Annotated in this window: 19 protein-coding genes and 1 pseudogene; 3 read left to right on the forward strand and 17 right to left on the reverse strand. The window is 61.7% G+C overall.

Going from position 1 to position 24602, the window contains the following annotated elements; translation table 11 throughout:
• Positions 1-575: 575 nt before the first annotated feature.
• The 9 genes from PMI04_RS17755 to PMI04_RS17795 form a co-directional block, all read right to left on the reverse strand.
• Positions 576-1412, reverse strand: a complete 837-nt coding sequence (locus PMI04_RS17755) for an oxidoreductase (protein ID WP_007711887.1) — start codon at positions 1410-1412, stop codon at positions 576-578.
• A 10-nt stretch (positions 1413-1422) separates the two neighbouring features.
• Complete coding sequence (locus tag PMI04_RS17760; RefSeq protein ID WP_007711889.1) at positions 1423-2316, reverse strand: phosphate ABC transporter substrate-binding protein; 894 nt, start codon at positions 2314-2316, stop codon at positions 1423-1425.
• A 10-nt stretch (positions 2317-2326) separates the two neighbouring features.
• The gene (locus tag PMI04_RS17765) at positions 2327-3874 is read right to left on the reverse strand and encodes an acetolactate synthase large subunit (protein WP_007711891.1); all 1548 of its coding nucleotides are present in this window, start codon (positions 3872-3874) and stop codon (positions 2327-2329) included.
• A 374-nt stretch (positions 3875-4248) separates the two neighbouring features.
• Positions 4249-5106 (reverse strand): aldolase/citrate lyase family protein, encoded by an 858-nt coding sequence (locus tag PMI04_RS17770; RefSeq protein WP_007711893.1) that lies wholly within the window; start codon positions 5104-5106, stop codon positions 4249-4251.
• Between the two features lie 61 nt (positions 5107-5167).
• Positions 5168-6160, reverse strand: coding sequence for a protocatechuate 4,5-dioxygenase subunit beta (locus PMI04_RS17775; protein WP_007711895.1), 993 nt, complete (start codon positions 6158-6160; stop codon positions 5168-5170).
• 66 nt (positions 6161-6226) lie between these two features.
• Positions 6227-7534, reverse strand: coding sequence for an MFS transporter (locus PMI04_RS17780; RefSeq protein WP_007711896.1), 1308 nt, complete (start codon positions 7532-7534; stop codon positions 6227-6229).
• A gap of 33 nt (positions 7535-7567) precedes the next feature.
• Positions 7568-8422, reverse strand: a complete 855-nt coding sequence (locus PMI04_RS17785) for an amidohydrolase family protein (protein WP_037486762.1) — start codon at positions 8420-8422, stop codon at positions 7568-7570.
• A gap of 132 nt (positions 8423-8554) precedes the next feature.
• Positions 8555-9580 (reverse strand): amidohydrolase family protein, encoded by a 1026-nt coding sequence (locus tag PMI04_RS17790; protein WP_007711900.1) that lies wholly within the window; start codon positions 9578-9580, stop codon positions 8555-8557.
• A 25-nt stretch (positions 9581-9605) separates the two neighbouring features.
• Positions 9606-10598, reverse strand: a complete 993-nt coding sequence (locus PMI04_RS17795) for a PhnD/SsuA/transferrin family substrate-binding protein (protein WP_007711904.1) — start codon at positions 10596-10598, stop codon at positions 9606-9608.
• Between the two features lie 478 nt (positions 10599-11076).
• Here PMI04_RS17795 and PMI04_RS17800 point away from each other — a divergent pair, with 478 nt between their 5' ends.
• Both PMI04_RS17800 and PMI04_RS17805 read left to right on the forward strand, forming a co-directional pair.
• Positions 11077-12309 (forward strand): LysR substrate-binding domain-containing protein, encoded by a 1233-nt coding sequence (locus PMI04_RS17800; protein WP_007711908.1) that lies wholly within the window; start codon positions 11077-11079, stop codon positions 12307-12309.
• Positions 12310-12403: 94 nt separating this feature from the next.
• The gene (locus PMI04_RS17805) at positions 12404-13159 is read left to right on the forward strand and encodes a dienelactone hydrolase family protein (protein WP_007711912.1); all 756 of its coding nucleotides are present in this window, start codon (positions 12404-12406) and stop codon (positions 13157-13159) included.
• 57 nt (positions 13160-13216) lie between these two features.
• Here the strand turns inward: PMI04_RS17805 and PMI04_RS17810 are convergent, their stop codons facing one another.
• Positions 13217-15067 (reverse strand): PD40 domain-containing protein, encoded by a 1851-nt coding sequence (locus PMI04_RS17810; RefSeq protein ID WP_157178154.1) that lies wholly within the window; start codon positions 15065-15067, stop codon positions 13217-13219.
• A 292-nt stretch (positions 15068-15359) separates the two neighbouring features.
• Between PMI04_RS17810 and PMI04_RS17815 the strand changes: the two genes are divergently transcribed.
• Positions 15360-17684: a TonB-dependent receptor gene (locus tag PMI04_RS17815; RefSeq protein ID WP_007711917.1), complete on the forward strand. Its 2325-nt coding sequence runs from the start codon at positions 15360-15362 to the stop codon at positions 17682-17684.
• A gap of 410 nt (positions 17685-18094) precedes the next feature.
• On the opposite strand, the pseudogene PMI04_RS17820 reads toward PMI04_RS17815, so the two are convergent.
• From PMI04_RS17820 to PMI04_RS17850, 7 genes and pseudogenes are all read right to left on the reverse strand, one after another.
• A pseudogene (locus PMI04_RS17820) lies at positions 18095-18700 on the reverse strand (DDE-type integrase/transposase/recombinase); the annotation flags it as partial.
• A gap of 140 nt (positions 18701-18840) precedes the next feature.
• Positions 18841-19836, reverse strand: coding sequence for a hypothetical protein (locus PMI04_RS17825; protein ID WP_007711921.1), 996 nt, complete (start codon positions 19834-19836; stop codon positions 18841-18843).
• A 43-nt stretch (positions 19837-19879) separates the two neighbouring features.
• Positions 19880-20839, reverse strand: a complete 960-nt coding sequence (gene virB11, locus PMI04_RS17830; protein ID WP_007711922.1) for a P-type DNA transfer ATPase VirB11 — start codon at positions 20837-20839, stop codon at positions 19880-19882.
• Complete coding sequence (locus PMI04_RS17835) at positions 20836-21927, reverse strand: TrbI/VirB10 family protein (protein ID WP_007711924.1); 1092 nt, start codon at positions 21925-21927, stop codon at positions 20836-20838. The genes virB11 and PMI04_RS17835 overlap by 4 nt, the downstream gene beginning before the upstream one ends.
• Positions 21917-22609, reverse strand: coding sequence for a TrbG/VirB9 family P-type conjugative transfer protein (locus PMI04_RS17840; RefSeq protein ID WP_007711925.1), 693 nt, complete (start codon positions 22607-22609; stop codon positions 21917-21919). The genes PMI04_RS17835 and PMI04_RS17840 overlap by 11 nt, the downstream gene beginning before the upstream one ends.
• Complete coding sequence (locus PMI04_RS17845; protein WP_007711926.1) at positions 22606-23394, reverse strand: VirB8/TrbF family protein; 789 nt, start codon at positions 23392-23394, stop codon at positions 22606-22608. The genes PMI04_RS17840 and PMI04_RS17845 overlap by 4 nt, the downstream gene beginning before the upstream one ends.
• Complete coding sequence (locus tag PMI04_RS17850) at positions 23391-24602, reverse strand: type IV secretion system protein (protein ID WP_007711927.1); 1212 nt, start codon at positions 24600-24602, stop codon at positions 23391-23393. The genes PMI04_RS17845 and PMI04_RS17850 overlap by 4 nt, the downstream gene beginning before the upstream one ends.

The raw sequence follows: 24602 nt of genomic DNA on the forward strand, positions 1-24602 counted from the left end.
CGAAGCAATCCATCTCGCGCCGGTGGATTGCTTCGCTACGCTCGCAATGACGATGTCCGGCTTTGACGGCTAACGACCAGAATAGGTCACTAGATTATTGACATCCGCATCCCGAAACCTGCCGCTCATTGGGATGACAAGTCGAACGCTGAATAACCAAATATGGCGGAAACGGGCCGTTGCCCGATCTTACTTTGGTAGACCCGACCATGTAAATGCTAGACCTGATCGGCGTCGGACGATCTCGGCGAAGACCCCAACCGCAGCGATGATGATGAGGCCGGTCAGCCCCACGTCGCCAATGTGGCGACTGTGAGAAAGCTGCCAAGCTTGATAGACAAACAATAACGCGGCTGCAAATAGCTGGAACCATCGAATGGCCACATATAGGCGTCGCCCGAGTTTGCGCTGGCTGGAGTGCACGACCATCTGCCTTGATTACTTCACATGCGGAGCGTCCGCAATTGGGCAATTGTTGCCGGTTAATTTTTCGTCGCGTAGCGTCAGCTAGCGCTATTTATTTCCTTCAAACCAGACCGTCTCAAATCCACCCAACTCCGCCATCACACCTCCTCCTAGAAATCCGTGGCCCGGCCGGCTTCCTCCCAGGCGTTGATTTCGGCCTGGACGCGCTTCAGTTTTTGGGTGGCGAGGGCCAGGGCGTCGGGGCCGGCGAAGAGGCGCGCGGGGGGATTGGGGGTGGCGATGAGCTGCATCAGCAGCGCCGCCGCCTTGTCCGGATCGCCCGGCTGCTTGCCGCTTCTGGCCAGGCGGAAGGCACGTTGCGGGTCCATGATCGGGTCATAATCGGCGATCGTACGCGGTGAGCGCTCCAGCGAGCGGCCGGCCCAGTCGGTGCGGAACTGGCCCGGCGCGAAGGCGGTGACCATGATGCCGAGCGGCCGCACTTCCTTGCCCAGCGCCTCCGATATCCCCTCCAGCGCGAATTTCGCGCCGCAATAGAAGGAGACACCGGTGAGGCCGGTGCTGCCCGCCATCGAGGTCACATTGACGATATGGCCGCGCTGGCGGGCGCGCATGCCGGGCAGCATCGCCTGCATCAGCGCGACCGGCCCGACGACATTGACGTCGAGCTGGCGGCGCAGCGCATCGAGCGGCGATTCCTCCAGTGATCCTTCATGGCCGAAGCCGGCATTGTTGATGAGTATATCGATCGGTCCGGCCAGCGCCTCCGCCTGCGCCACGATGCCGGGCATGGCGTCGACATCGTTGAGGTCGAGGACAAGGGCGGGCGCGCCGGTGGCGGCGGTGAAGGCCGCTGCACCGGCCTTGCTGCGCACCGTGCCCACGACTTGATGCCCCGCCGCCAGCGCCGCGCGGGCGAAGGCCGCCCCCAGCCCCGACCCGACCCCGGTGATCAGCAGCGTCCGGCCGCCCGCCCCTTCGCTCATCTCCTGCCCCTCAGGCGCCCAGCGAAGCGGTCATGTCGTTGAACAGGCTGTCGACCGACATTTTCTCGGCGATGAACTTCTGCTCATAGGCCCAGTCGATCGCGAGCTGGATATTCTTGCGATTGGCCTCCAGCCCGACCGGCGGATAGCTGGCGGGCAGGTCCGCCTCGACCAGCGCCCGGCTTTCCACCAGCATGCGATAGATTTCGCGCACGGCGTCCGGCCGGGTCCGGGTCAGTTCCTCATGCACGACGAACATATGGTTGATGCACACCGCGCCGGTGCGCGAGAACCACTTTTTCGCCGCCTCGAACGGGTCGGGGACGAGATACTCGACGCGCGGATCCTTGGGCAGGTCGACGCCCTGCAAGGTTGCCGCCAGTTCGCCGTCGAGCATCATCTGGCCAATATCGGAGCCCTTGGGCAGCCGTTCGCAATTGGCCGGATCGCTATATTCCAGCAGATGGCCGTCATTGACCGTGCACCAGGTCACCTTGTCGAGATCGACGCCATATTCATGCTTCAATATGCCGCGGATCCACAGCCCCGTGGTCTGGGTATAGCTGCGCACGCCGACCCGTTTGCCCTCGATATCCTTGGGGTGAAGCACGCCGAAATCGCGGTTGTAGCCGGCGCAATGATGCTGGAAGCGGCCATTGACCGGGATCGGCAGCGCGACCCAGGGCTTGCCGAAGGCCCTGGCCTGGAGCAGCGTGACGATCGCCAGTTCACCGCAATCATAGGCGTTTTCGCGCAGCATCGCCTTGAAGCCATTATGCGCCTGCGGGGGGCCGCAATAATCGAGCGTGACGATGTCTGACGAGACCCGGCCGTCGCGCATCGCGGCGGTCACGGGGTAGTCGGCCAGGTTGGTCCTGAGCGTGGTGGTGGCGGTGGTCGCCATTATGCCTCTCCTAATAGAGCTTCACTTCGATGAGGGAGGGTCCGGGCTCCTGCGCGCTGCGGACCATGGCCTGATACAGGCCCTCGGCACTGTCGACCTGCACGCCGGGCACGCCCATGGACTTGGCCATCGCCACCCAGTCGATCGTCGGCCGGTCGATATCGATCATCGCCATCGCCTGCGGCCCCGGCGTGCCGGCGCCCATATTGGCATATTCGGCCTTGAGGATCGCATATTGGTTGTTGGCGAAGATGATCGTGGTGACGGGCAGGCCCTCGCGCGCCTGGGTCCAGAGCGACTGGATCGTGTACATGGCGCTGCCATCGCCAACCATGCAGACGGTGCGACGGTCAGGACAGGCGAGCGCAGCGCCGGTGGCGACCGGCGTACCATAGCCGATGGAGCCGCCCATATTGTTGATGAGGTCATGGGGCCGCGCGCCCATGGTGTAGCCCATCGTCTCGCGCCCGGTGGTCAGCGATTCATCGACCAGGATCGCATGATCGGGCAAGGCGGCGGCGAGCGCATAGGCGATGCTCTGCGGATTGAGCGCGCCGCTGGGCGGGGCCGTTTCGATCCGCTGCTGCAGGATCGGCGCGGCGGTGCCCAGCCCCAGCGCATCGACCAGCATCTCGAACGCCAGCGTGCTGTCCTCGTCCGCGGCGCAGAGTTCATGGACGATCGTGCCCGGGGCCTTCAGCAGGCTGGGCTTGTCGGGATAGCTGAAGAAGGCGACCGGTTCCCTGGTCTCGACCGTGATGAGATGCTTGAAGCCCTGGAGGAAGGCGGCGCCCTGCGGCACGGCATAGGGGATGCGTTCCAGCGGCACGCGGCCCGCGCCGCGCTCGATCCGGGCGGTGAAGAATTGGGTGCCCAAGCGACAGCCGGTGCTGGCCGCGACCTGCCCCGCCAGTTCCAGCGCCCGGCCACGCGTGCCCTTGTTGGCGAGGATGATGAGCGCCGGTTCGCCCGAGCGCAGCACCTGCGCGATCGCATCGATCCGCGCGCCGTCGGGCGCCTTACGCGCGGGCGTGATCGGCGCGGGGGTGATCGCCTGGCCCGCATCCTTCCAGGCGGTGTCGCCCGGCAGGATCAGGGTCGCGATTTGCCCGGGATGTTCCGACGCCTTGGCCACCGCCGTCACCGTGTCCCAGGCGATCGAGGTGGAGGATTCGGCGCGGCGCACCCAATGGCTCAAGGGCCGGGCCAGCCCCTCGATATCCGATGTCAGCGGCGGATCATATTTGAGGTGACTGGCCGAATGTTCGCCGACGATATTGACCATCGCCGAACTGGCGCGCTTGGCATTGTGGATGTTGGACAGGCCGTTGGCGAGGCCCGGGCCAAGGTGCAGCAGGGTCGATGCCGGCTTGTCCTTCATCCGATACCAGCCGTCGGCCGCGCCGGTGCAGACGCCCTCATACAGGCAGAGCACGCTCTTCATCCGCGGATTTTCCAGCGCGGACAGGAAGTGCATTTCCGATGTGCCGGGGTTGGCGAAACAAATATCCACGCCTTGGTCGACCAGGGTCGTCACCAGGCTCTCTGCGCCGTTCATCTACCTATCCCATTCTCATGATCTTGGGGGAGCATTCCATTCCGCCGCGCGCGCCCGCCAATCGAAAAGCCGCCTGCGGCGATAGCTTCGGCGCCGGTCGATGACCGGCAGCCGACCGCCTTTCCCGGAGCCTCATGCCCCGGGGTTGGTGTGTCTCACGGTGTCGAAGATTGGACTTAGGCCGAAACTGCCAAATGGCGTGGAGAGGGGATTCTGCCCTTCTCCAGCGTCATGCTGAACTTGTTTCAGCATCCATTATGCCCAACAGGCCGATGGTCCGCTGGGAGGAATGGACCCTGAAACAAGTTCAGGGTGACAATGATGTATAGGGCAATTTCTGGTCACTTGCGGACCGTCCAAATTTGTCCACCTGCTTAGTAGCCCGCCAGTTCGCGACCCTGACCGACCACGCCATAGCTGCGGCTGGGCGCGGACATCAGGAACTTGTAGCCCTCGCCCAGCAGGCGCTCGACATTCTTGGCATTGGTGTGCGGGTTGCCGACCGCGACCTTGTGCTTATGGCAGGTCTCGACGATCCGGCGCATCGCATCGAGCACCTCGGGATGCTCGTACTGGCGGGGATAGCCGAGCGCCTGGCTGAGGTCGCCCTCGCCGATCAGCACCAGGCCGATGCCCGGCACGTTGGCCAGGATATCGTCGAGATTGTCGATCGCCTCGGGGCTTTCGCACATCATGCCGACCAGCAATTCGCCATGCGGGGCGAGTGGCCAAACGTCGGCCTTCGCATAATAGTCCGGCTGCGACAGGCCCCAATAGCGCGCCGCCGTCGCCGGGCCATCGCCGCGAATGCCCTTGGGTTCGTAGAGGGCCGCGCCCTTGGGCTTGGCATAGCGGCAGGAGGCGACCGCGTTCCACGCCTGCTCGACGGTCGAGACATGGGGGGTGATGACGCCATAGACGCCCCGGTCCAGCACCTGCTTGGCCTGAAACTGGTTCATTTCCGCGCCATTGGCAGGGATGCGCGCCAGCGGCGTGACCGAGGGCGCGACCGATCCGCTTTCGGCGATCTTCTTGCGGTTGAGCATGTACTGGAGCGCGTCGCCCAGGCCCCCGACATCATAGGGGTTATGCTCCATCTCGAAGACGATGCCGTCATAGGGGGCGTCGGTCATTTCCTGGGCGGTCAGCTTGTCGACCTTGGAAAAGGCGGCGAAGGCGGGCTTGCCCTGTTCCCAGGCGCGGATCACGCCGTTGAGGCGATTGTCGGTCATCTCAGATCATTCCTTCATGCCCGCCAATGCGGCCGGGCGATCTTGTATCAGGGTGTCAGGATCAGGCGCTCGCCGGGCTCCAATACATGAAGCCCATGCCCTCGCCGGTGCCCGCCGCCGTGCGCAGGCAGGGGACATAGTCGACCAGCGTCATCTGGGTGTTGGATTCCTGCATCGCGACCAGCACCGAGCAATAGAGCTTCACCTCCGACGTGCCCGACTGGTAGGATCGGTTGTCGATCCCCTCCAGCGTGTCGAAATCATAGCTGCCCAGCGCATCGATGAAGACCTTGTCGAGGTCCGGGTCGCAGACGAAATGGGTGAGCCCGCCCGAGGCGATGATGGCGACGCGGGCATCGCTCTTCCACGCCTTCACCGCATCGACCAGCGCCTTGCCGAACTGCAGGCTGCGCTTCATCGAGGGCTGGGTCGGCTCGTAGAAGGTGTTCATCAGGATCGGCACATTGGGCGGCACATTGTCGCCCATGATCTGGCGATAGACGAAGCCATAGGCGTGCGGCACGACCGGCTTTTCCGGCAGCGGCTTCATCCACACATTGTCGGGCCAGGTCATGAGGTCAGTGAGGTCGAAACCGTCGGCCTGAAGGCTCACCAGCAGATGCTGCGCCAGTTCGGGATGGCCCGGATAGGTCACGTCATGATCGGGGGCATAGACCGCGCGCTGGGGCGGGCCGTTGTAGATTTCCGCGCCCGAATAGATGGCGATCGACGGCGTCATGTCGACGAAGATCTCCTTCTGGTCCTTGCCCATGATGATGACCACATCGACATTGGCGCGGTCATAGGCGGCCTTCATTTCGGCAAGGGCAGCAGTGCAGCGCTTGGAACGCGCGGTGCGCTCCTCGATCGTCAGCAGCGCCTCGAACCCTTCATCCTTCCGCTCTGCCTCCAGCTCGGGATAGGTCCAGGTGCGGTTGCGATACCAGAGCTTGGGATTGTTGCGGTCCCGCTCGCCATTGGTCAGCCAGTCCTCGGGCGCCTGGCCCAGCATACCGCTGTGCGGCACGCACATGCCGAAAACGATTTCAGCCATTTATTCCTCCTGCCCTGCGGGCGATAATCATGCCGGCGACGAAGCCGGAAAAGTCGATGGATGGGGTCAGGCAGCCGGGGCCGCCTCCGGGATCTTGGGCGCCCATTGCGGGCGGAGCAGCAGCCAGGTGGTCAGCGCGCCGATCACCAGGAAGACGAAGATGACCTGCATCGGCAGGGCGTAGCCGCCGCTGACATGGAGCAGCCAGCCCGACAGGATCGGCGCGACGATGCCGGCCAGGCTGGTCGCAACCTGCTGCACGCCGGTCACCAGACCGACGGCCGGTGCCGGGATCAGGGTCAGGCGGCAGAGCGCGAGATTGTTTGCGGTGGCAAGGCCGAGGCCCGACAAGGAGGCGACGTTCCAGAACAGCGCCCATTGCAGCGACTGGGTCTGCGCGCCGAGCAACACGGTGCAGGCGAGGACGAAGCCGGAAATGACGAACGCCTTGCGCACGAACACCGGGTCGCCGCCGCGCGCGATCAGCCGGTCCGCGCTCCAGCCCGCCACCAGCGCGACAATGGCGATGCCGGCGAAGCTGAAGAAGGAATAAAGACCCATCTTCTCAAGGCTGAGCCCGCGCTGCTCGACCAGATAGGCCGGCATCCAGGTCATGCAGTAGAAGGTGAAATAATTGTAGCAGAAGTTGACGACCAGCGTGCCCCAGACGAGCGGGCTGGCCATGATCGTGCCGAAGGACACGGCCGACGCCTTGCGCTTCACCTCGACCATGTCGCCGGCCTTGGGCAGGTCGTTCTTCACCATCGCCATCCAGGGCAGCAGCCAGATCGCGCCGGCAAGGCCGGTGATGACGAACATCGCCCGCCAGTCGAACGCCAGGATCAGCCAGGCCGCGACCGGAGCACCGATCGCCGGGCCGAACTTGTTGCCCAGCATGTAGAAGCCGACGGCGGTGCCGCTCTGCCCTTCCTTGAAATTGTTGCGGATCCAGCGATAGCTGGCCGGCACCACGACGGCTTCTGCCGCGCCGACGATCAGGCGCATGATGATGAGGCCCGCGAGCGTGGTCACAAGGCCCGTTGCCGCCGAGGCGGCGCACCAGAGCACGAAGCAGATCGTATAGGGCGTCTTCACGCCATAGCGGTCGACGATCCAGCCCATCGGTATCTGCAACAGCGCATAGGACCAGAAGAAGGCGGAATTGACCCAGCCGCGATCGACGTCGGTCAGCTGGAAATGCGTCTTGAACGAGGGCACGGCCAGCGCCGAGGATATGCTGGTGCGATCGACGAAGGCAATCAGCGCGCCGATCGCCAGCAGCGCCAAGATCGCCCAGTTGCTGGCCGACGCGCGCACCGGCCTGGCCGGGGCTTCGATATTGGTCGGACTGTCGATGATGTTTGACATGGCCATCCCGCCTCTCCTGTTCTTCTCTTTGCGACCCGGTCAGTCGGCCAGTCGGGGATAGAGCGACTGTGCCGTCTTCGCGAAGATCCAGCTGCGGTCCTCATCCGACAGGCAGGACAGGCGATCCTGCGCCGTCGCCTTGATGTCCGCCAGCGTCCCTTCGGACGTCGGATAGTTGGAGCCCCAGGCGAGACGCTGCGCGCCGAAGGCTTCGACCAGCTTGGGGAAGAAGCTTTCCGGGCTGGCCGCGCCCTTCTGGACGTCGCCCATGATACGCGGGGTCAGCTTGAGATAGATGGATTCGATCGGCGCAATGTCGAACAGACTCTGCGCGGCGGCATAGGGCGCGCCATCGGTGACGTCGGGCCGGCCGAGATGGTCTAGGATGATCGGCACATGGGGGAAGCGCCTGGCCAGCGCAACCACGGCGGGCAGGCCGACCGGGCCGGTCTGGATGCACATGGTGAGCCCGAGGTCGCCGAGCAGTTCCCAGGCCGGGTAGGCGCGCGCATCATCCAGTTCGCTGGGGTCGAATTCCTTGGTGCTGCCGCCGGTGAAGACGCGCAGGCCGGCCAGGCCCCGGTCCACCCACTGACGGATGGTCGCCACCGCGTCGGGCGCCAGCACATCGACCGAACCGACCGCGATCAGCCGGTCGGGATGGGCGTTGCAGGCATCGACGACATAGCTGTTGTCGAAGCCATAGGTGGTCGAGGAATGGACCACCGCCGCCTTGTCGACGCCGGCCGCATCCATCTGCGCGATCAGCGTGTCGACCGTGCTCGGCCGTTCCTGCGACCAGTCGGAGCGCTTGCCGAACAGCGGCGCGGGCGGGTAGCGCCCTTCATCGTCCGAAATGACATGGGGGTGGATGTCGACATAATTGGATGCCATCGGCTTCACGCTTTCTCTCCGGCGAGGATCATCGCCATCTTGTTGTCTGCTTTGTCAGTTGCCTGCCCGATTGTGCCGGGCGGGGCTGCGGCGAACAGTCGATAGTCCGCCGCAGCCCATAATTTCCGTGTTTCAGAGACCTCTGCTCTTCAGCAGCGCGTCGAGGCGCGGATAGACGCGGCGGGCATTGCCCTCGAAGATCTTCGCTTTGTCGGCGGCGTCCAGCGGCAGGGCGTCGACATATTTCTTGGTGTCGTCGAAATATTCGCCGGTGTTGGGATCGCGTCCGCGCACCGCGCCGATCATTTCCGACCCGAACAACACGTTATCGGTCGGGATCACCTTGGTCAGCAATTCCACGCCGGGCAGGTGATAGACGCAGGTGTCGAAGAAGATATTGTCGAGCAGCCCTTCGAGCGGGCGATCGACCATCTCCAGGCTCATGCCGCGATAGCGCCCCCAATGATAGGGCACCGCGCCGCCGCCATGCGGAATGACCAGACGCAGGGTCGGAAAATCCTTGAACAGGTCGGACTGCAATATCTGCATGAAGACCGAGGTGTCGGCGTTGAGATAATGGGCGCCGGTGCCGTGGAAATTGGGATTGCAGGAGGCAGCGACATGCACCATGCCCGGCACGTCGAGGTCGCACATCGCCTCGAACAGCGGATACCATTCGCGGTCGGTAAAGGGCTTGCCGGTCCAGTAGCCACCGGTCGGGTCCGGGTTCACATTGACGCCGACGAAACCCAGTTCCTCGACGCAGCGGCGCAGTTCGGGAATGCTGTTGGCCGGCGGCGCACCGGGCGACTGCGGCAACTGGCAGACCGGCACGAAATTGTCGGGATACAGCTCCGTCACCCGCTTCACATTGTCGTTCGACACGCGCGCCCATTCCAGGCTGGTGCGTTCATTGCCCAGATGATGGCTCATCAGGCCTGCGATCGGCGAGAAAAGGGTGAGGTCGCTGCCGCGTTCCTGCTGCAGCTTCAATTGGCCGCCCTCGATCCCCTCGCGGATCTGGTCGTCGGTCAGGATCGCGCCTTCTTCCGGCTTGGGCGCGTTGACCGGGTCATTGGCATAGTCGACCTGCTTGGCGCGCCAGTCGCGGAATGACTTGGGAACCGTGGTGAAATGCCCGTGGCAATCGATGATCATGATGTCGCTCTCTGTGCGATGAAGGTCAGGCGGGCTGGAAGGCCGGGGCCGTTTCGGGATCGACGAACAATTCGTCCATCGTCATGCGGCGCGGGGTCAGCCCCTGGTCGAAGGCGGTCTTTTCCAGCGCCTCGATCGTCGCGCGGTTCGCCTCTATGCCATAGGGCAGCGGGTCGGGACCGACGATCTGCTGGAGTGCGCGATATTTGTCGGCGCCGGCGCCGGTGGCCTCGCCGGAATTGAGCTTGGCGACCCAGTCGTCCTTGGCGCGAGTGAAGGCGTCGTTCAGCGAGCGGGCGACCCAGGGATGCTGCTCCAGCACCGCATCCTTGACGACGATCGTGCCGTGCATCGGATAGACTTTGGTGCGGGCATAATAGTCCGCTTCCAGCTCGGCCGCATTGGGAAAGAGGTCGGGATAATTGGCCTCCACCTCCTGCCAGCCGTCGGTCGGCGCGCCGGTGCGGCCGATGCCCGCCGCCGCATCGAAGCCGGCGACGATATCGCCGCGCGCCATCATGTCGGCCAGGCTGTCGCCGGCGGCGACATGGCGGACATTGGCGGGCAGCTGCAATTCCTGCACATGCTCCTCGTCATCCACCCACCAGATGATCTTGTTGTTGTCGACGCCGAATTCGTCGATCAGCACCTGGCGCGTCCAGACGCCGGTGGTCACCGAATAGGCGCGCACGCCGCAGGGCTTTCCTTCCAGATCCTTGGGGCTGACGATGCCCGCATCGGGGCGCACCAGCAGGCCCGAATGGTGGAAGCGGCGCACGACGAAGATCGGCAGCGCCTTGAACTTCTTTCCATAGGCGCGGGCGATGATGTAGGTGGTCGGCGCGATTTCGCAGACATCGAATTCCAGTTCGCGCACCATCCGGCGGAAGGCGCCGATCTGCGGCTTCACCGTCACGAATTCGGCATCCACCCCCTCGATCTCGATCGATCCGTCGCGGATCGCCGCGGTATGCGGATGCTCCGCAATGGCAATCTTCAGATGCAGTTTGTCGCCCACTCTACACTCTCCTGTCGGCCTGGTCCGCGAACCGGTGCCCATCAAGCCCGGTCCGCCTGTTCGGCCGCAAAAAGCTGTTCGCCGGCCCTTTAGTCAACGCACCCGCCAGCGAACCAAATGGACGCGGCGCACAACTTATAGGCCCGGTGCGCCCAGCCCCACCCTCCAGTGATAAGTTTTGCGCTGCCATCGGCTTATATGGCGATTGGTTTCCTGCTTCATGGCGATAGGTTTTGCGCCGTGTGCGATTGATTTCATGCTGCCCGGCAGCCGTCACCGTCGCAGGAGACAACGTTATCATTCGAGAAGAATTAATATCTATCACTATGTATTATATATGTTTTTTATGGACAATCATGATGCTCGCGCCGCCATGACAGAGCGTCCGGACCAGCCGCCCAAGCCTTTCATTCCCAGGTGATCGCCATTGCCTCGCCAATAAATGTTCGGATAGAAATCGAGGGCGAGAGGATAAGAAATGAGCAAGCAGGATAGTGCCGCCCGAGCGGCAGCGATCAGTTTCCGGCAGTTGCGTCTGTTCGCCGCGATCGGCGATCTGAAGAGCGTCCGCCGCGCCTCCGAAGAGTGCAGCCTGTCCCAGCCCGCCGTGACCCAGGCGCTCGCCAAGCTGGAGGAGCAGATCGGGTCCGTGCTGGTCGACCGGCGCGCCAGCGGCAGCTATCTCAATGAGCTGGGCGACCTGTTCCATGCCCGCATCCGCCGCTTCTTCGAGCAGGCCGAACAGGCGATCATGGAAGCGGGCGCCGCCGATACCAAGGTTGCGGCGCGGGCGATCATGAACCGCTTCACCCGGTCGCAGATCCGTACCGTGGTCGGCGCGATCGAGCATGGATCGTTCGACCGGGCGTCCGAGTCCGTCGGCATCTCCTCCGCCTCGCTGCAGCGCGCGGCCCGCGACCTGGAAAGCAACCTTGGCGTCTCGCTCTTCTACCGCACCGCCGCCGGCGTGCTGGTCAGCCCCTTGGGTAGCCAGTTCGGCCGCCGCATGAAGCTGGCGCTGCAGGAGATCGAATGGGGGATCGAGGAACTGGAAGCGGCCCAGGGCGGATCGACCCGGCAGATGGTGATCGGCGCCATGCCCTTTGGCGGCAGCGTGCTGCTCGCATCGGTGCTTGACGATTTCCTGCGGCTCCACCCCCATGCCGACATCCGCATCATGAACGAGAGCGCGGCGGAAATGGCCAAGAGCCTGCGCGCGGGCGATGTCGATTTCGTGATCGGCCTGCTGCCCGAACTGGAATCGGGCGAGGTGATCCGCGAACCGCTGGCCCGTACGCCCTATTCGGTGGTCGCCCGGCGCGGCCATCCGCTCACACGCCTCGGCAAGGTATCGATCGAGGATCTGCGCGCCTATGACTGGGTGACGGGGACGGATGGGTCGAGCCGGCGCGCCTGTTTCGAGCGGATCTTCGCCGATGGCCCGGCGCCGCAGACCTCGATCGCCACCTGCGCCCTGCCGGTGATCCGCCACCTGCTCAAGCGCAGCGACCGGCTGACCCTGATGACAAGCTATGAGCTGGAGCATGAGGATAGTCTGCGCGCCGTGCTCTATGGCCCTATAACGCCGGTGCCATCGCTGGGCATCACCATGCGCGCCAGTTGGCTGCCGACGCGGATGCACCAGGATTTCATCAACCTGATCCGTGCCCATGTCAGCGCGCCGCGGCCGCATCTGCGCGACGTCGGCTGACGGATTTCGATCAGGATGCGGGCAGGTTCGATCGCTGCCCGCGCCCCGCAGCCGTCACAGAGGATGGAATCCATTCCATCGGAGGTGACATCATATGGTTGAAACGATCCAGCAACTGGTCGAGGTGGCGACGCCCGACGGCATCTGCCCAGTCCATCTGCACCGGCCCGTCGGCGAGGGCGCATGGCCGCTTGCCATCCTCTACATGGACGGCCCCGGCATCCGCCCGGCGGTGCAGGAAATGGCGGCACGACTGGCGGCGGCGGGCTATGTCGTCGCCCTGCCCGATCTCTTCTATCGCGCCGGCCCCTATCCGCCGGTCGATCCGAAGATCGTCTTCACCGATCCGGACCTGCGCGCAGCGCATCGCGACACCTATATGGCCACCGCGACGCCGAAAAATGTCATGAAGGATACCCAGGCGCTGCTGGATGCGCTGGCCGACCAGATCGACATCCTGCCCGGCGCGGTCGGTGTGGTTGGCTATTGCATGGGCGGGAGGCTGGCGCTGATCGCCGCCGGCACCTTCCCTGACAAGATCGCCGTCGCCGCATCCTATCATGGCGGGGGCCTCGCCAATGACACGCCGTCCAGCCCGCATCTGCTGGCGCCGCAGATGCAGGCGAAAATCTATGTCGCCGGCGCGATCGAGGACGCGAATTTCCCCGACGAGATGAAGGCGCGTCTGGAAGAGGCACTGACGCAGGCGGGGGTCGATCACCGAGTCGAGACCTATCCCGCGCGTCATGGCTGGGTGCCGCGCGATACGGCGGTGCATGATCCGGTCGAGGCCGAGCATCATTGGCAGACGCTGGTCCCGCTGTTCGACGGCGTGCTGAAAGCCGGCTGACACGAAAAAGGGGAGCGAACCAACGGTCCGCTCCCCCGTCCCCGCCCCGGAGAAGGTTCAGAGATATTTGTTGTCGATGAACAGCGGCATGGAATCCTCCCACTTGCTGTCGGTCAGCATCTTCTTGTCGCTGCCATCGGCGTTCATCACGTAGATCTGGCCATATTGCTGAAACGTATTGTCGTAGAGCGCGGCCTCGTCGCGGAAGCCGTGCGCCGACCCGCTCCACATGATCCGGCCGTCCGGCGACCAGACCGCATGGCCGTCGCTTTCCAGCCCGTGGGTCAGTTGCTGCAGGTCCGACCCGTCGGGTGCGATGGTGCAGATCTGGAAGGTGGTGCCATTCACTTTCCGCGTGAAGACGATGCGCTTGCCGTCGGGCGACCAGCCGGGAAGATTGTCCAGCTCGGTCGTGAGCACGCGAATCTTGCCGGTGTCGAGATTGAGGACGCGCAACCCCTTTTCATCGTCGCCCCAGACGCGAAAGACGATTTCCTTGCCGTCCGCCGAGTAGCTGGGGAAGCCGGAATGGACGCGGCCATCGGTCAGCGCTTCATAGCTGCTGCCATCGGCCTTGACCCGCATCAGGGTTGCCTTGGCATAGGAGCGTTCGGCGAACCAGGTGCCCATGCCGAAGGCGATCCATTCGCCATCGGGCGACCAGGCCGGCTGGAAGGCGCCCGACAGCCCCTTCTTCACCATTTCCGGGTTCAGCCCCTTGTTCGACGCATCGAAGACGACGCGGCGGTCGCTGCCGTCCGGCTTCATCGAGACGATCGAGCTGTTGCCGAGCTGCTTTTCGGTGAAGGCCAGCATCCCCTGGCGCGAGAGGATCGGGAACACGTCCATATGGCGATATTCATAGTCCGCGTCCCAGCCATAGAGCGGCTTGAGCAGCGGCCGGACCGGGCGGAAGGCGACGACTTCGTAAAAGACCGACTTGCCGTCGGCCGACCAGCGCGGTGAGCGCAGGCCCGCGCGCTTGAAGCCGGGACGGCCCGATGTATAGGCGATCCCCTCTTCCGGCCCGCCCTTCATCAGATAGCCGATCTCGTCATTGGACAGGAAATGCGGCGCAACCTTCAGCCCCGCGCTGTTGGTATGTTCGATGCGTGCGCCGGTGGCGACGTCGACCGAGACGATCTGCGATTCCACCCGGCCGATCCATTCGGGACGGCGCGCGCCCCACGTCGCTTCGGTGGTGAGTTCATAGAAGGCGATCCGCTTGCCATCCGGCGACCAGGCCGGCGAGCCCAGGCACCAGCCCTTGCGGCTGGCGACCTGGCGGAAGCCGGTGCCGTCGGCGCGGATCACATAGATGCTGAGTTCCTGCGTATGTTCCCAGCCGCGCCCGTCATCATGGCCGCGCCAGCTGGTGTCGCGATCGCTGGAAAAGGCGATCCACTTGCCATCGGGCGACCAGGCGGGACGGAAATAGCAGTCGGGGCTGTCGGCCTTGCCGCGCACATCGCCGATGCCGGTCAGTTGCTTCATCGCGCCGGACTTGACGTCCATCACCCAGATATTGGCGCGATAGCCGTTGCGGGTCGACACGAAGGCGAGCGTGCGCCCATCGGGCGACAGCACGCCGGCATCGTCCATCGACGATCCCTGCGCCAGCTGGCGAATGCCGCTGCCGTCCGGCAGGGCGATGAACAGGTCCGACTGGCCGTCGCCATTGCGTTCGGAGGTGAAGATGATGCGATCGCCCTTGGGCGAGAGGGTGACGTTGTAGTCATAAGCCGCATCCGCCAGCAGCTTGCGCTCGCCCGCGCCATCGGCGCCGGCGGTGTAGAGCGCGGACTGGGACGGGGCGATGCGGTTCATCAGCAGCACGCCCTTCTTGCCCGGCGCGGCCTTCGCAATGCCGACCTGGCTGAGCAGGACGCTGGCAGGCACGGCTGCCATAAACTCTCGACGGTTCACTTCTCTCTCTCCCAGGAACGCCGGTACGCGCTCGCCCTTTTTTGCCTGTGCAGCGGCGCGGCCCATCTGGCCGATATCGTCCTGTTAGTCGAAGCGACCGACGTACGCATGCGGCGGATCGCAGAAATTATCGGGCGCTGTCGACTGCCTATAACCCATCGCGCCGCAGCTTGATTAATCCGCTCAATCACCAAAGGGCGACGCGATGGAACGGGCTGCAACAGAGCATTGTGCAGCCGCCTGCCGCGCAGCATTAGAATTGGGAGGAGGATATATGCGCAAGAGCGGCACAACCGCCGGAGCCCGTCGTCTGGCTCTGCTGGCAAGCACCGGAATTTTCATCCTGACCTGCGGGTCGGCCATCGCGCAGGACAGCGCGCCACAAGGCACCGCCACCGACGGCGCGATCAGCGACATCATCGTCACCGCCCAGAAGCGATCGGAAAATGCGCAGAATGTGCCGATCGCCATCACCGCGCTCGACAATAGCCAGTTGAGCGCGGCCGGTGTCTCCAGCACCGCCGATCTCAAGTCGACCGTCCCCGCCTTGAACGTCACCACCGCGACCGGCGGCATCGGCCTGCCGCGCATCCGCGGCATCGGCGCCACCGGCCAGGGACCGGGCATCGAGAACCCGGTCGCCGTCTATGTCGACGGAGTCTATTATGGCGCGTCCTTCGGCATCCTCCAGTCGATGTTCGATACCGAGCAGGTGGCGGTGCTGAAGGGGCCGCAGGGCACGCTGTTCGGCCGCAATGCGACCGGCGGCCTGATCCAGATCACCACCATGGGGCCGAGCTACGACCTGACCGGCAAGGCGGAGATCGGTTACGACAATTACGACACGATCCACGCGGCGGGCTATGTCTCGTCGGGCATCACCGACAAGATCGCCTTCAGCCTGGCCGGCCAATATGAGAATCGCCAGAGCGGCTATGGCAAGAATCTCTACACCGGCAATGATGTGCAGGCCGGCAGGAATTGGGGCGTGCGCGGCAAGCTCTTGTGGGAACCGACCGAGGACACGAAGGTGACGCTTGCGGCCGACGCCAATGGCCGCAATGCCAGCGAGCCAGCCTTCCGCAATTTCGACCTCAATGCGCTGGGCCAGAATGTGACGCAGCAGATCATCGATCTGGGCGGCGACCCCGACCATGACATCTATTCCGATGTCGATCCGCACATGCAGACCCGCGCCTGGGGATCCAGCCTGACGGTCGAGCAGGATTTCGGCGGCGCTTCGCTGAAAAGCATCACCGCCTACCGCAAGTCGACCTTCGACTATTATTTCGATCCCGATGGCACGACATTGAAGCGCATCGTCATCGACAACAGCCAGTTCGACAAGCAGTTCACCCAGGAGTTGAACCTGGTGTCGGAAGCGGGCGGCCCGTTCAAATGGGTGCTGGGCGGCTTCTACATGCATGGCAAGGCGGGCAATGATCCGGCCCGCACCACCGGCCTCTTCACCTTTGGCGGCAACGGCTATAGCGACAATATCAATTACCAGACGCTCGACAGCTTCGCCGGCTTTGCCGAGGGCACCTACAGCTTCGGCGCCAGCACCAACTTGACCGCCGGCCTGCGCTACACCAGCGACAAGCGCGAGCTCAACGCCTATACCGTGTCCTATAACGGCAATACGAAAGTGACGACGACCTCACCCACGGTGGAGGAAAGCGCAACCTTCAACAAGCTGACCTGGCGCCTGTCACTCGACCATCGCTTCTCGCCCGAGCTGCTGGCCTATGCCAGCTATAATCGCGGCTTCCGCAGCGGCGCCTATATTCCGCAGGCGACGCCGATCGTGCTGCTGCAGCCCGATGTCGTCGACGCCTATGAAATCGGCATCAAGTCCGACCTGTTCGACCGCAAGGTGCGGCTGAACATCGCCGGCTATTATTATGACGAACAGAATATCCAGGTTCAGCAGGTCATTTCCGGCGTCAACAGCGCCTATAATGCCGATGGCGCCCATATCTATGGCATCGATGCCGACTTCACCTGGCGCGTGACCCAGAATTTCCGCCTGTTCGGCGGCGTCAACTATACCCATGCGCGCTATACCGGCTTCACCAATGCGATCCTGAGCCAGCCCTTCCCGCTGCCTGCGGACTTCACGCTGGTCAAGAATCCGGCGACCAATCCGACCTTCAACCAGATCATTGCGCCGGGACAGACGACGCCGCAGGCCTGTCAGGGAACGCTGAGCCCGCTCAACACGACCTTGGGCGGCAATTGCCTCTATATCGGCGATGCGTCGGGCAACAAGTTGCAGAACACCCCGACCTTCACCGCCAGTGTCGGCGGGTCGCTCGATATTCCGACCGGTTTCGGCAAGTTCACGCTGGCGGGCAATTTCTACCATAATAGCGGCTTCGTCGGCACGCCGGACGAGCGGGTGAAGCAGAAGGCCTATGACACGGTCGACGCTTCGCTGACCTGGTGGACGAAGGACGATCATCTGTTCATCCGCCTGTGGGGCAAGAACCTGACCGACGCCGATTATCATACCCAGATCGGCGGCACGAACAGCGGCGACAATGGCACCAATGCCGCCCCGCGCACCTACGGCCTGACTGCCGGCTTCGATTTCTGATCCGATCCCCCGTTGGCAGCAGGGCCACGGCATCCGACGGGATGCCATGGCCATAAGCCACATTCAAGCGAGGCGTACCATGGCGAGGCAGTTGGCGGAGAGCGTGTCGCATCCGGGGTGCCAGGACGAAAATGCTGCCGCTTCGAGAAGAACCGCTCAAGGCGCATATCAGTTCATGCCTGCCCTGAATCAGAGTTTGGGAATCAGGGTTTGGCACGATTTGAAAGGGGCCAGGGCCGAAGGCCGCTGCCGATCTCGTCCACACGCGATCATGTTACTGGCAACGCATTCATACGTCTGCGGACAGTGCATGAATGGGCAATAGGGCTGCGCCAAAGGTGATGGGCGAGCCATGAAGGCCGGATATCTGTATCGGTGGCCGTGAGACCAACGGCGTAGCGCGACGGAAAGGTGAACTGGATGCCGTTATCCATCAGAACAGTGTGGATCGTGTAGGGCACAGCGGCGATCAGCGCGACGAGGAATGCGGAAGCCGATGTTCTGCCGGTCTTGGTTACAAGTTGGACAAAAGCGAACTTGCTGGTCCTGTCGATCGCCACATAGAGATAGAGCTTGCCTTCGGCGGTACGCACTTCGGCAATGTCGATGTGGCAATAGCCGATAGGGTAGGACTTGAACTTCCGCTTCGGCTCCTTGTCGCCCGTCACCTCTGGCAACCGGCTGATGCCATGCCGTTGCAGACAGCGATGCAGGGATGAGCGCGTCAGATGCGGGATCGTTGCTTGCAAGGCGTAGAGGCAATCATCGAGCGGCAGGAGCGTGTGCCGGCGGAAGGCGACGATGATCGCCTCCTCCTCAACGGAAAGCGTCGTGGAATGCGCCTCCTTCGGCCCGGTCGGCAGATCTTTGACTGCTGTACGCCTCTTCCACTTCGCCACGGTCTTCTGGTTGATTCCGTAGCGCTTGGCCAGAACCCTCAGGCTCTCTTGACTATGTTGTATCGCTCGACGGACCGCCTCTTTCGTGCGGGCGTTCCCGTGAAGAATCTGGCCCATAGTGCATCCTTCCATCCCTGGCTGAACAATGCACCATCAAATGCCGGGACTAAACACCTAGAACTTCAACCGGAAAAATCCGGGCAGGCGAGAAAATATTCCTTCGCCGCCCGGCGACGAAAACGGGCGGCTTTAGCCCCTTATGGCCCAGTCACAATAACGATGGCTTGGTAGTCACCGGAGGGAACAGAGGAATAGTTGAAATTGACTGCCCCGAAGAACGGGCGAGCCGATGCGCCGTAAAGGGCACCGGAAGCCGAACCTGCACGATATGCCTGCAAGGGCGAGCCGTCGCTAACCGATACGTTGCCAGTCGTACGGCCCGATCCGAAATAAAGATACATAGGCCCGCTTGCTGTCGATGACGAACTAATCGGACGCGTACTCAACCCGGAAGCATTCTGTGCCGATGTCGTGACAACAATACCAGAAGTGCTTCCTTGAAATGTAATTATGGATAAAACGCTATCAAATGATCCGGTCATATTGATAATAACGGAACCAGAAGAAATATCTGATGGCGTCAGTATCTTAGCGATGATCGAACCACTCCAATTCGTTCCCGATTTTTTATCGATCAGGTTCCATCCAGACGGAGCTCCCGAAATATCCCACCCTCCCGCGATGAAAATTATCGCCAGATCTCCAGCAACCGAGCCGCTTGGCCACGAGACCGTGTAATTGGATGCGCTAGCGGCTTGAATGCCTGTCCCTCTCACGACGGGCAAGGCGCCGCCTCCGCCGCCGCCTGCGCCATTTGCTGCCGCAGTTATCCGACCTTTCGCATCCACTATGATATCAGCGTTCGTATAATGCCCTGGCGATACACCACTATTGGACAAGGTTGTTTCGGTACCGCCAACCGTTTTTACATCACCTGTAAGATCGCCAGATGTTACCGATCCCGAACCTGAAAAAATTGTGATCGAGCCAGGAATGGGAGTTCCGGTGGTCGTTACCGCGCTCTCAGTGCAATTCGCAATCGCATTGAAATTATCCATAATCTTGGTCGCATCAGCCACTTGCCCATTGGAAATCGCATTGGGCACCGAGCAGGGAGCTGCAAGCGCAGCCCCAGCCCACATCGACATAGTTGTGGTTGTGATAGACAATATCTTTACAAAGTCATTGATCATCGTTCCACCCCTCTTTGAATAATGTGACTTATGCGTGCTCAATTTAATATTTTGTTATGGAATAATTTATGTGACCATTATCCATAGTAATATTGATTGACAGATCTACAGTCGAAGCAATGTAATTTCTCAGATCATCCCAGCCGAATTTCAGGCCACCTTGTATTGCCAGAAAAGCGAGCTGATCGAGTGCAGCCTCACAGCTGTTTGCGTGGATCGTACTTATGGAACCGGGATGCCCTGTATTGACCGCACGCAAAAAGGTGATGGCCTCACGCCCTCTTATTTCGCCCAAAATAATTCGGTCGGGCCGCATTCTCAGGGAAGCAATCAGGAGATCGTCCGCATCGATGTCCGACTCCCGCAGTTCGCTACGCGGCGCAACAAGACCGACCGCATTGGGATGGCGAATATGGAGTTCGGGTGCGTCTTCAATGAAAATCAGGCGCTCATTACGAGGAATCTCTCCAATAAGAGTATTCAGTAATGTCGTCTTGCCCGAAGATGTTCCTCCCGAGATCAATATCGTTTTTCGCGCCTTGACCGCTTGCCGCAGAAGTTCAGCGATGTCTTCCGTCCCAGAAACCTCGATGCCGTTACTATTTTCCAGAGAGATCGGAGAGCCCTCCATTTCCCGCGGCTTGAGATCCTCCAACTTGATCGACCGTACGATTTGCCGTCGGATCGATATGGCGATGTCACGGCGGGTCGCCGGGGGAACAGCAATCTGGATACGCTCGCCGGTCGGCAAGGATGCCGCCAGAAGAGGATGTTCCCGGCTAATCGCCTGAGAACTCCAGGCAGCTATCTGTCGTGCGAGGCGCAGCAAGGTTTCACTAGAGAGCTCGGGGACTTCATGACGCTCGGGCGCTCCGCCATTCACTTCCAGCCACAGTTCACCGGGTCGATTGATGTAAATGTCGCTCACGTCTTCGCGCGAAAGAAAAGGGGTCAGCAGCGACAGATAGCCACTCAGGTAGATCGATCTCTCCGCTACAGTCATGGGCTGACCGTGCTGAAATCGAGATCGCGGCTGACGAACACCGAAACGCTGCTCCCATGGCGAACTTTCAATGTCGGTTGAATCTTCTCTGACTGGATCGTGGCAACACCTTGCAAACTGCCCGGCAGGGCCACCACGACAGAGTCCCTGGAGGCGCTTTGGGTCGCCAATTGAACACCGATGCTGAGCGCGGACTGCAGAATGGCACCGCTGAAACGCTCAAGAAAGTGGCTATCAACCTTGCCTTGTACCCCGGCACGACCCAAGGGATCGGCTGCCGGTGAATCGAGGTTGATCATGGCTCCGTCAGACCGCATCAAACGCTGCCATTGGATCAGTGCCCGCTTCTGTCCAGCAACGAGATCGGCCTTATATTCTCCGACCAGCCTGCTTCCGCGGGGGATGAGTATCTCGGTACCGTCAAACCCAAATATGTCGCGCGATACAATGGCACGCGCAAAGCCGGCCCGCGTGGAATCAAGTGCTGTCTCCAAAACCGCCTGGATCACTGTCCCTTTCGGAATCGTCGTCGAGGGGTTTTGAAAGCGGGTCGCCGTCACTCTTTCCGACGGAGTTCCAGCATCAGGTCCGCCTGTGGAACTTACCGGCCTTCCGGTAGCCGAATTGAAAACGACCGTGGGCGAAGCAATATTGTCCGCGGCCGCAAAATGGTCATCCGAAACTCGGGGGGTGGTCATTGCGGAAGGCGAGGAAAAAATCTGGACAGGCGGAGCATAGGTCACCGGGGCAGGATGGCGTCGCGATGCAGAACCCTCCTGAAAAGCTGGTAAACCGGCTGGAATAAAAGGCGTGGGCCGTCGCGCCGCCATCGCCAAGGCCCCATCGTAAAGCTGAGGGATGTCGAGCGGTGGAGGCGAAGCAATAAGATCGCTGGAAGCGCCTGTGGGAACCGTCAAATCAGCAAGCTGCGATGAGGCACGCCGGCCTTCCAAGGCATAGAAGAGGAATCCGCCCCCCAAAATTGCAACGCCGACAAACAACAGGACATTTCTGTCGGTCGAACGGGCCGCGACGACCGGACGAATGTCGGCACGCCCAGGAGGGGCTTCCATATCCTCAGTTGCCATGACGAGGGGAGCCCTTCACCTGGCGAATGGCAAAAACCGCCGATCGGTCAATCCGGAAGACCAGTTTGGGATATACGCGGTCAACCGTGAAAATATCATCGCGCATATAGCCATCGACCATTTCTTCCTTGCCCAACGAATCGATGGCAAACACGGCAGGAATGAGTTGTCCTTCGTCCCATGTAATATAGGTTCGCAGACCATCATCACCGATGGTTTGCGGTCTCAATGCTTTGCTACCGGACACTTTGTAGGCCGTCAGATCTCCCGATTTCGGGGTGCCGGGCGAGACCGAAGGAGCGAGACGAGGCAGTTCAATCCGAACCAGATAAGGAACATCGGTTTCGAAAGTGGGCGCCAACGTAAAATCATAGCGCCGCAGATCAGTCTCGACCTCCATTCCCGTTTGTGAAAGTCCGCGAAGTTGGCGCAAGGAAAGACCATCCGCTGTGTTTGCCACGCGCACCTGATAGTCGCCAGGACGGTCTAGCGTGATCTTTTGTATATGCTCACCGCTTGGCAGCATGATCAGAATATCGCCTCCCAGCATTGTTCTAAGCGTCATGGGGCGATCCGGCGCGAACTGAACGATCTGCATGCGGGGATCAACTTGCATTGCCGTTTGGGCGCGCGCCATCATCGGCGTTATGGCCACGAGAAAGGCGAGCACGGCTACTTTCATGGCCAAGCCTGCCGCACGGCAGGCTCCCAAGTCATCGTCTCAGAAACCGCTTGGGTCTCATTCGTCACCGAGGCGGGATTTGTGGGAACGTCCGGCACAGGGGCGATTGGAATTTCAGCGTCGCGCCGATAGCGTGCCACCTGGAAACCTAAGGGGTTGGCCAAGCGATCCGCCGCACTCATATTGCCCGCCGAATAACGATATTTGATGACGGCAGCCCATGGTGTTGGCGCGCGCGCTCGTCCGCCTGGATCCGTTCGGGTCGTGACGAACCGGACCAGCGCGCTATCGTCACTCAACGAGGAAATGCTCCGAATTTCGACCTGGACAAGGGCTTTGCGGGGCAGCGTCGCAAGTGGGCTAGACGGGTTCGAGGCCCGTACTGCTGCCATATATCGATTGCGGGCATCGCCCTCGGACCACAGGGCGACCTTGCGATAATCGTCGCGCAAACTGTCGATGTCGAAACTTTCGCGCGCGATGACATATTGCGCCAGAAACGAGCGCGTAAGCGCTGCATCGGCCGTTATGCTCTGCCGATCAAGTGGCTTGAGTTCCTGTACGAAGCCAGTCTGCCGATCAACCAGCAACGTGTAAGGGACGACGGTCTTCAACGGCGTGAGCGTGATTAAGGCAATGGCTTCGAACAGCGCGATAGTCGATGCGACGCCCGCCACAATCCAGGCGGCTCGCAACGAGATGAAGCGCCCGCGTTCCCTGTCTGCAGCCCAGCTTTCCGCCTCGCGATAATAGGCAGCGCGTTCCAGATTGGGTTCAGCATTCATGCTTTATTGTCTCTCAATCGAGCAGACTCCGATGTACGGAGCGGTGCCCGACCTTCTCTCATGGCCTCGACAGTTCGATGCCCGGGCGCTGCCGACAAAGTAAAAGCGCCAATGCCTTGGGCTGGCCGAACGGAATCACTATCTCCCGAGGCTGTTGATCGGGTCGAAAGACGTTGTTCGCGACGAAGCGAATTCGAGACTGTATCGGCAGTTATTTGGGCACGCGATGCCGCATGAACATCGGACAGGGCGATCGACAGTGGGGACTGCACGCTCTGGTTGATGACGACAGCGTCAGCTGGACGGGCAAAGGTCAGATTGATCTGTGGGGGATGAAAGATGAACCGCATGAACAGCAGCATCAAACCCAGGCTGATTCCGGAAAAAGCCAGACTCAGCACAAACAGCTCCGTCGGAGCTGAGGGCGTCAGTGTTCCGCCTTGGCGATCGGTAATGACGGACTGAACCCAGGGTTCGAAAAGAGCGATTTCGACAGCTTGCACGAGCCATTGCACAAGCGTTCCCATGGCACAAAACACGAGGCCTCTCGTCCAGCCCATGAAAATTGAACTTGTGCCATGGAAGAGGAGAAGACCTGCCATGAGCGGCGCAATGGCCAATAACAGGCCGGCGCCCAGCCGAAATATCCCGAAAGGCAGCAGGGTGCCCACCAGATAGGCCGCTCTCCCCATCCCTAATGAAAACTGATCGGCAAGGGCTATGCCCTTGAACGAATCGCCCAGCTCATTTCCCGAGGCCACGCCCCCTGTCAGCCTGCCCGTGCCATAGCTCGTCATGACGACAATGGCATCATCGACTGCCTGCAATCGCGCGATCATCGCATCAGGCTGAGCGACCAGACCGGTCGACAGGCCGACGGTTTGCGCAATCTCGAATGGCCCACGCATCAGCAGGTCGAAACCAACGATCCGCCAAGAGGGCCAGCTGGTCGCCAGCGTCAGCACAATCCCGACCTTGAGCGCCGCGCCGACAATGGCAGGCCAACTCACGAACTGACCGAGAAGCAGCTTCAGACCGTAAAGAGCAATGAAAATGGTCAGAACTATGCTCAGGGCAGAGTTGATCGGAGACCCCGCATCAGCAAGCGCGCCATAGCCATAGCTTCCAATGACCTGGGCCTGGCAATCGATGAATGCCAGCGTGCCGGACAGAAAGCCGGAGCCCGTAGAGATCGTGGCACAGGCCAT

It is taken from the genome of Sphingobium sp. AP49, assembly GCF_000281715.2.
GTDB lineage: Bacteria > Pseudomonadota > Alphaproteobacteria > Sphingomonadales > Sphingomonadaceae > Sphingobium.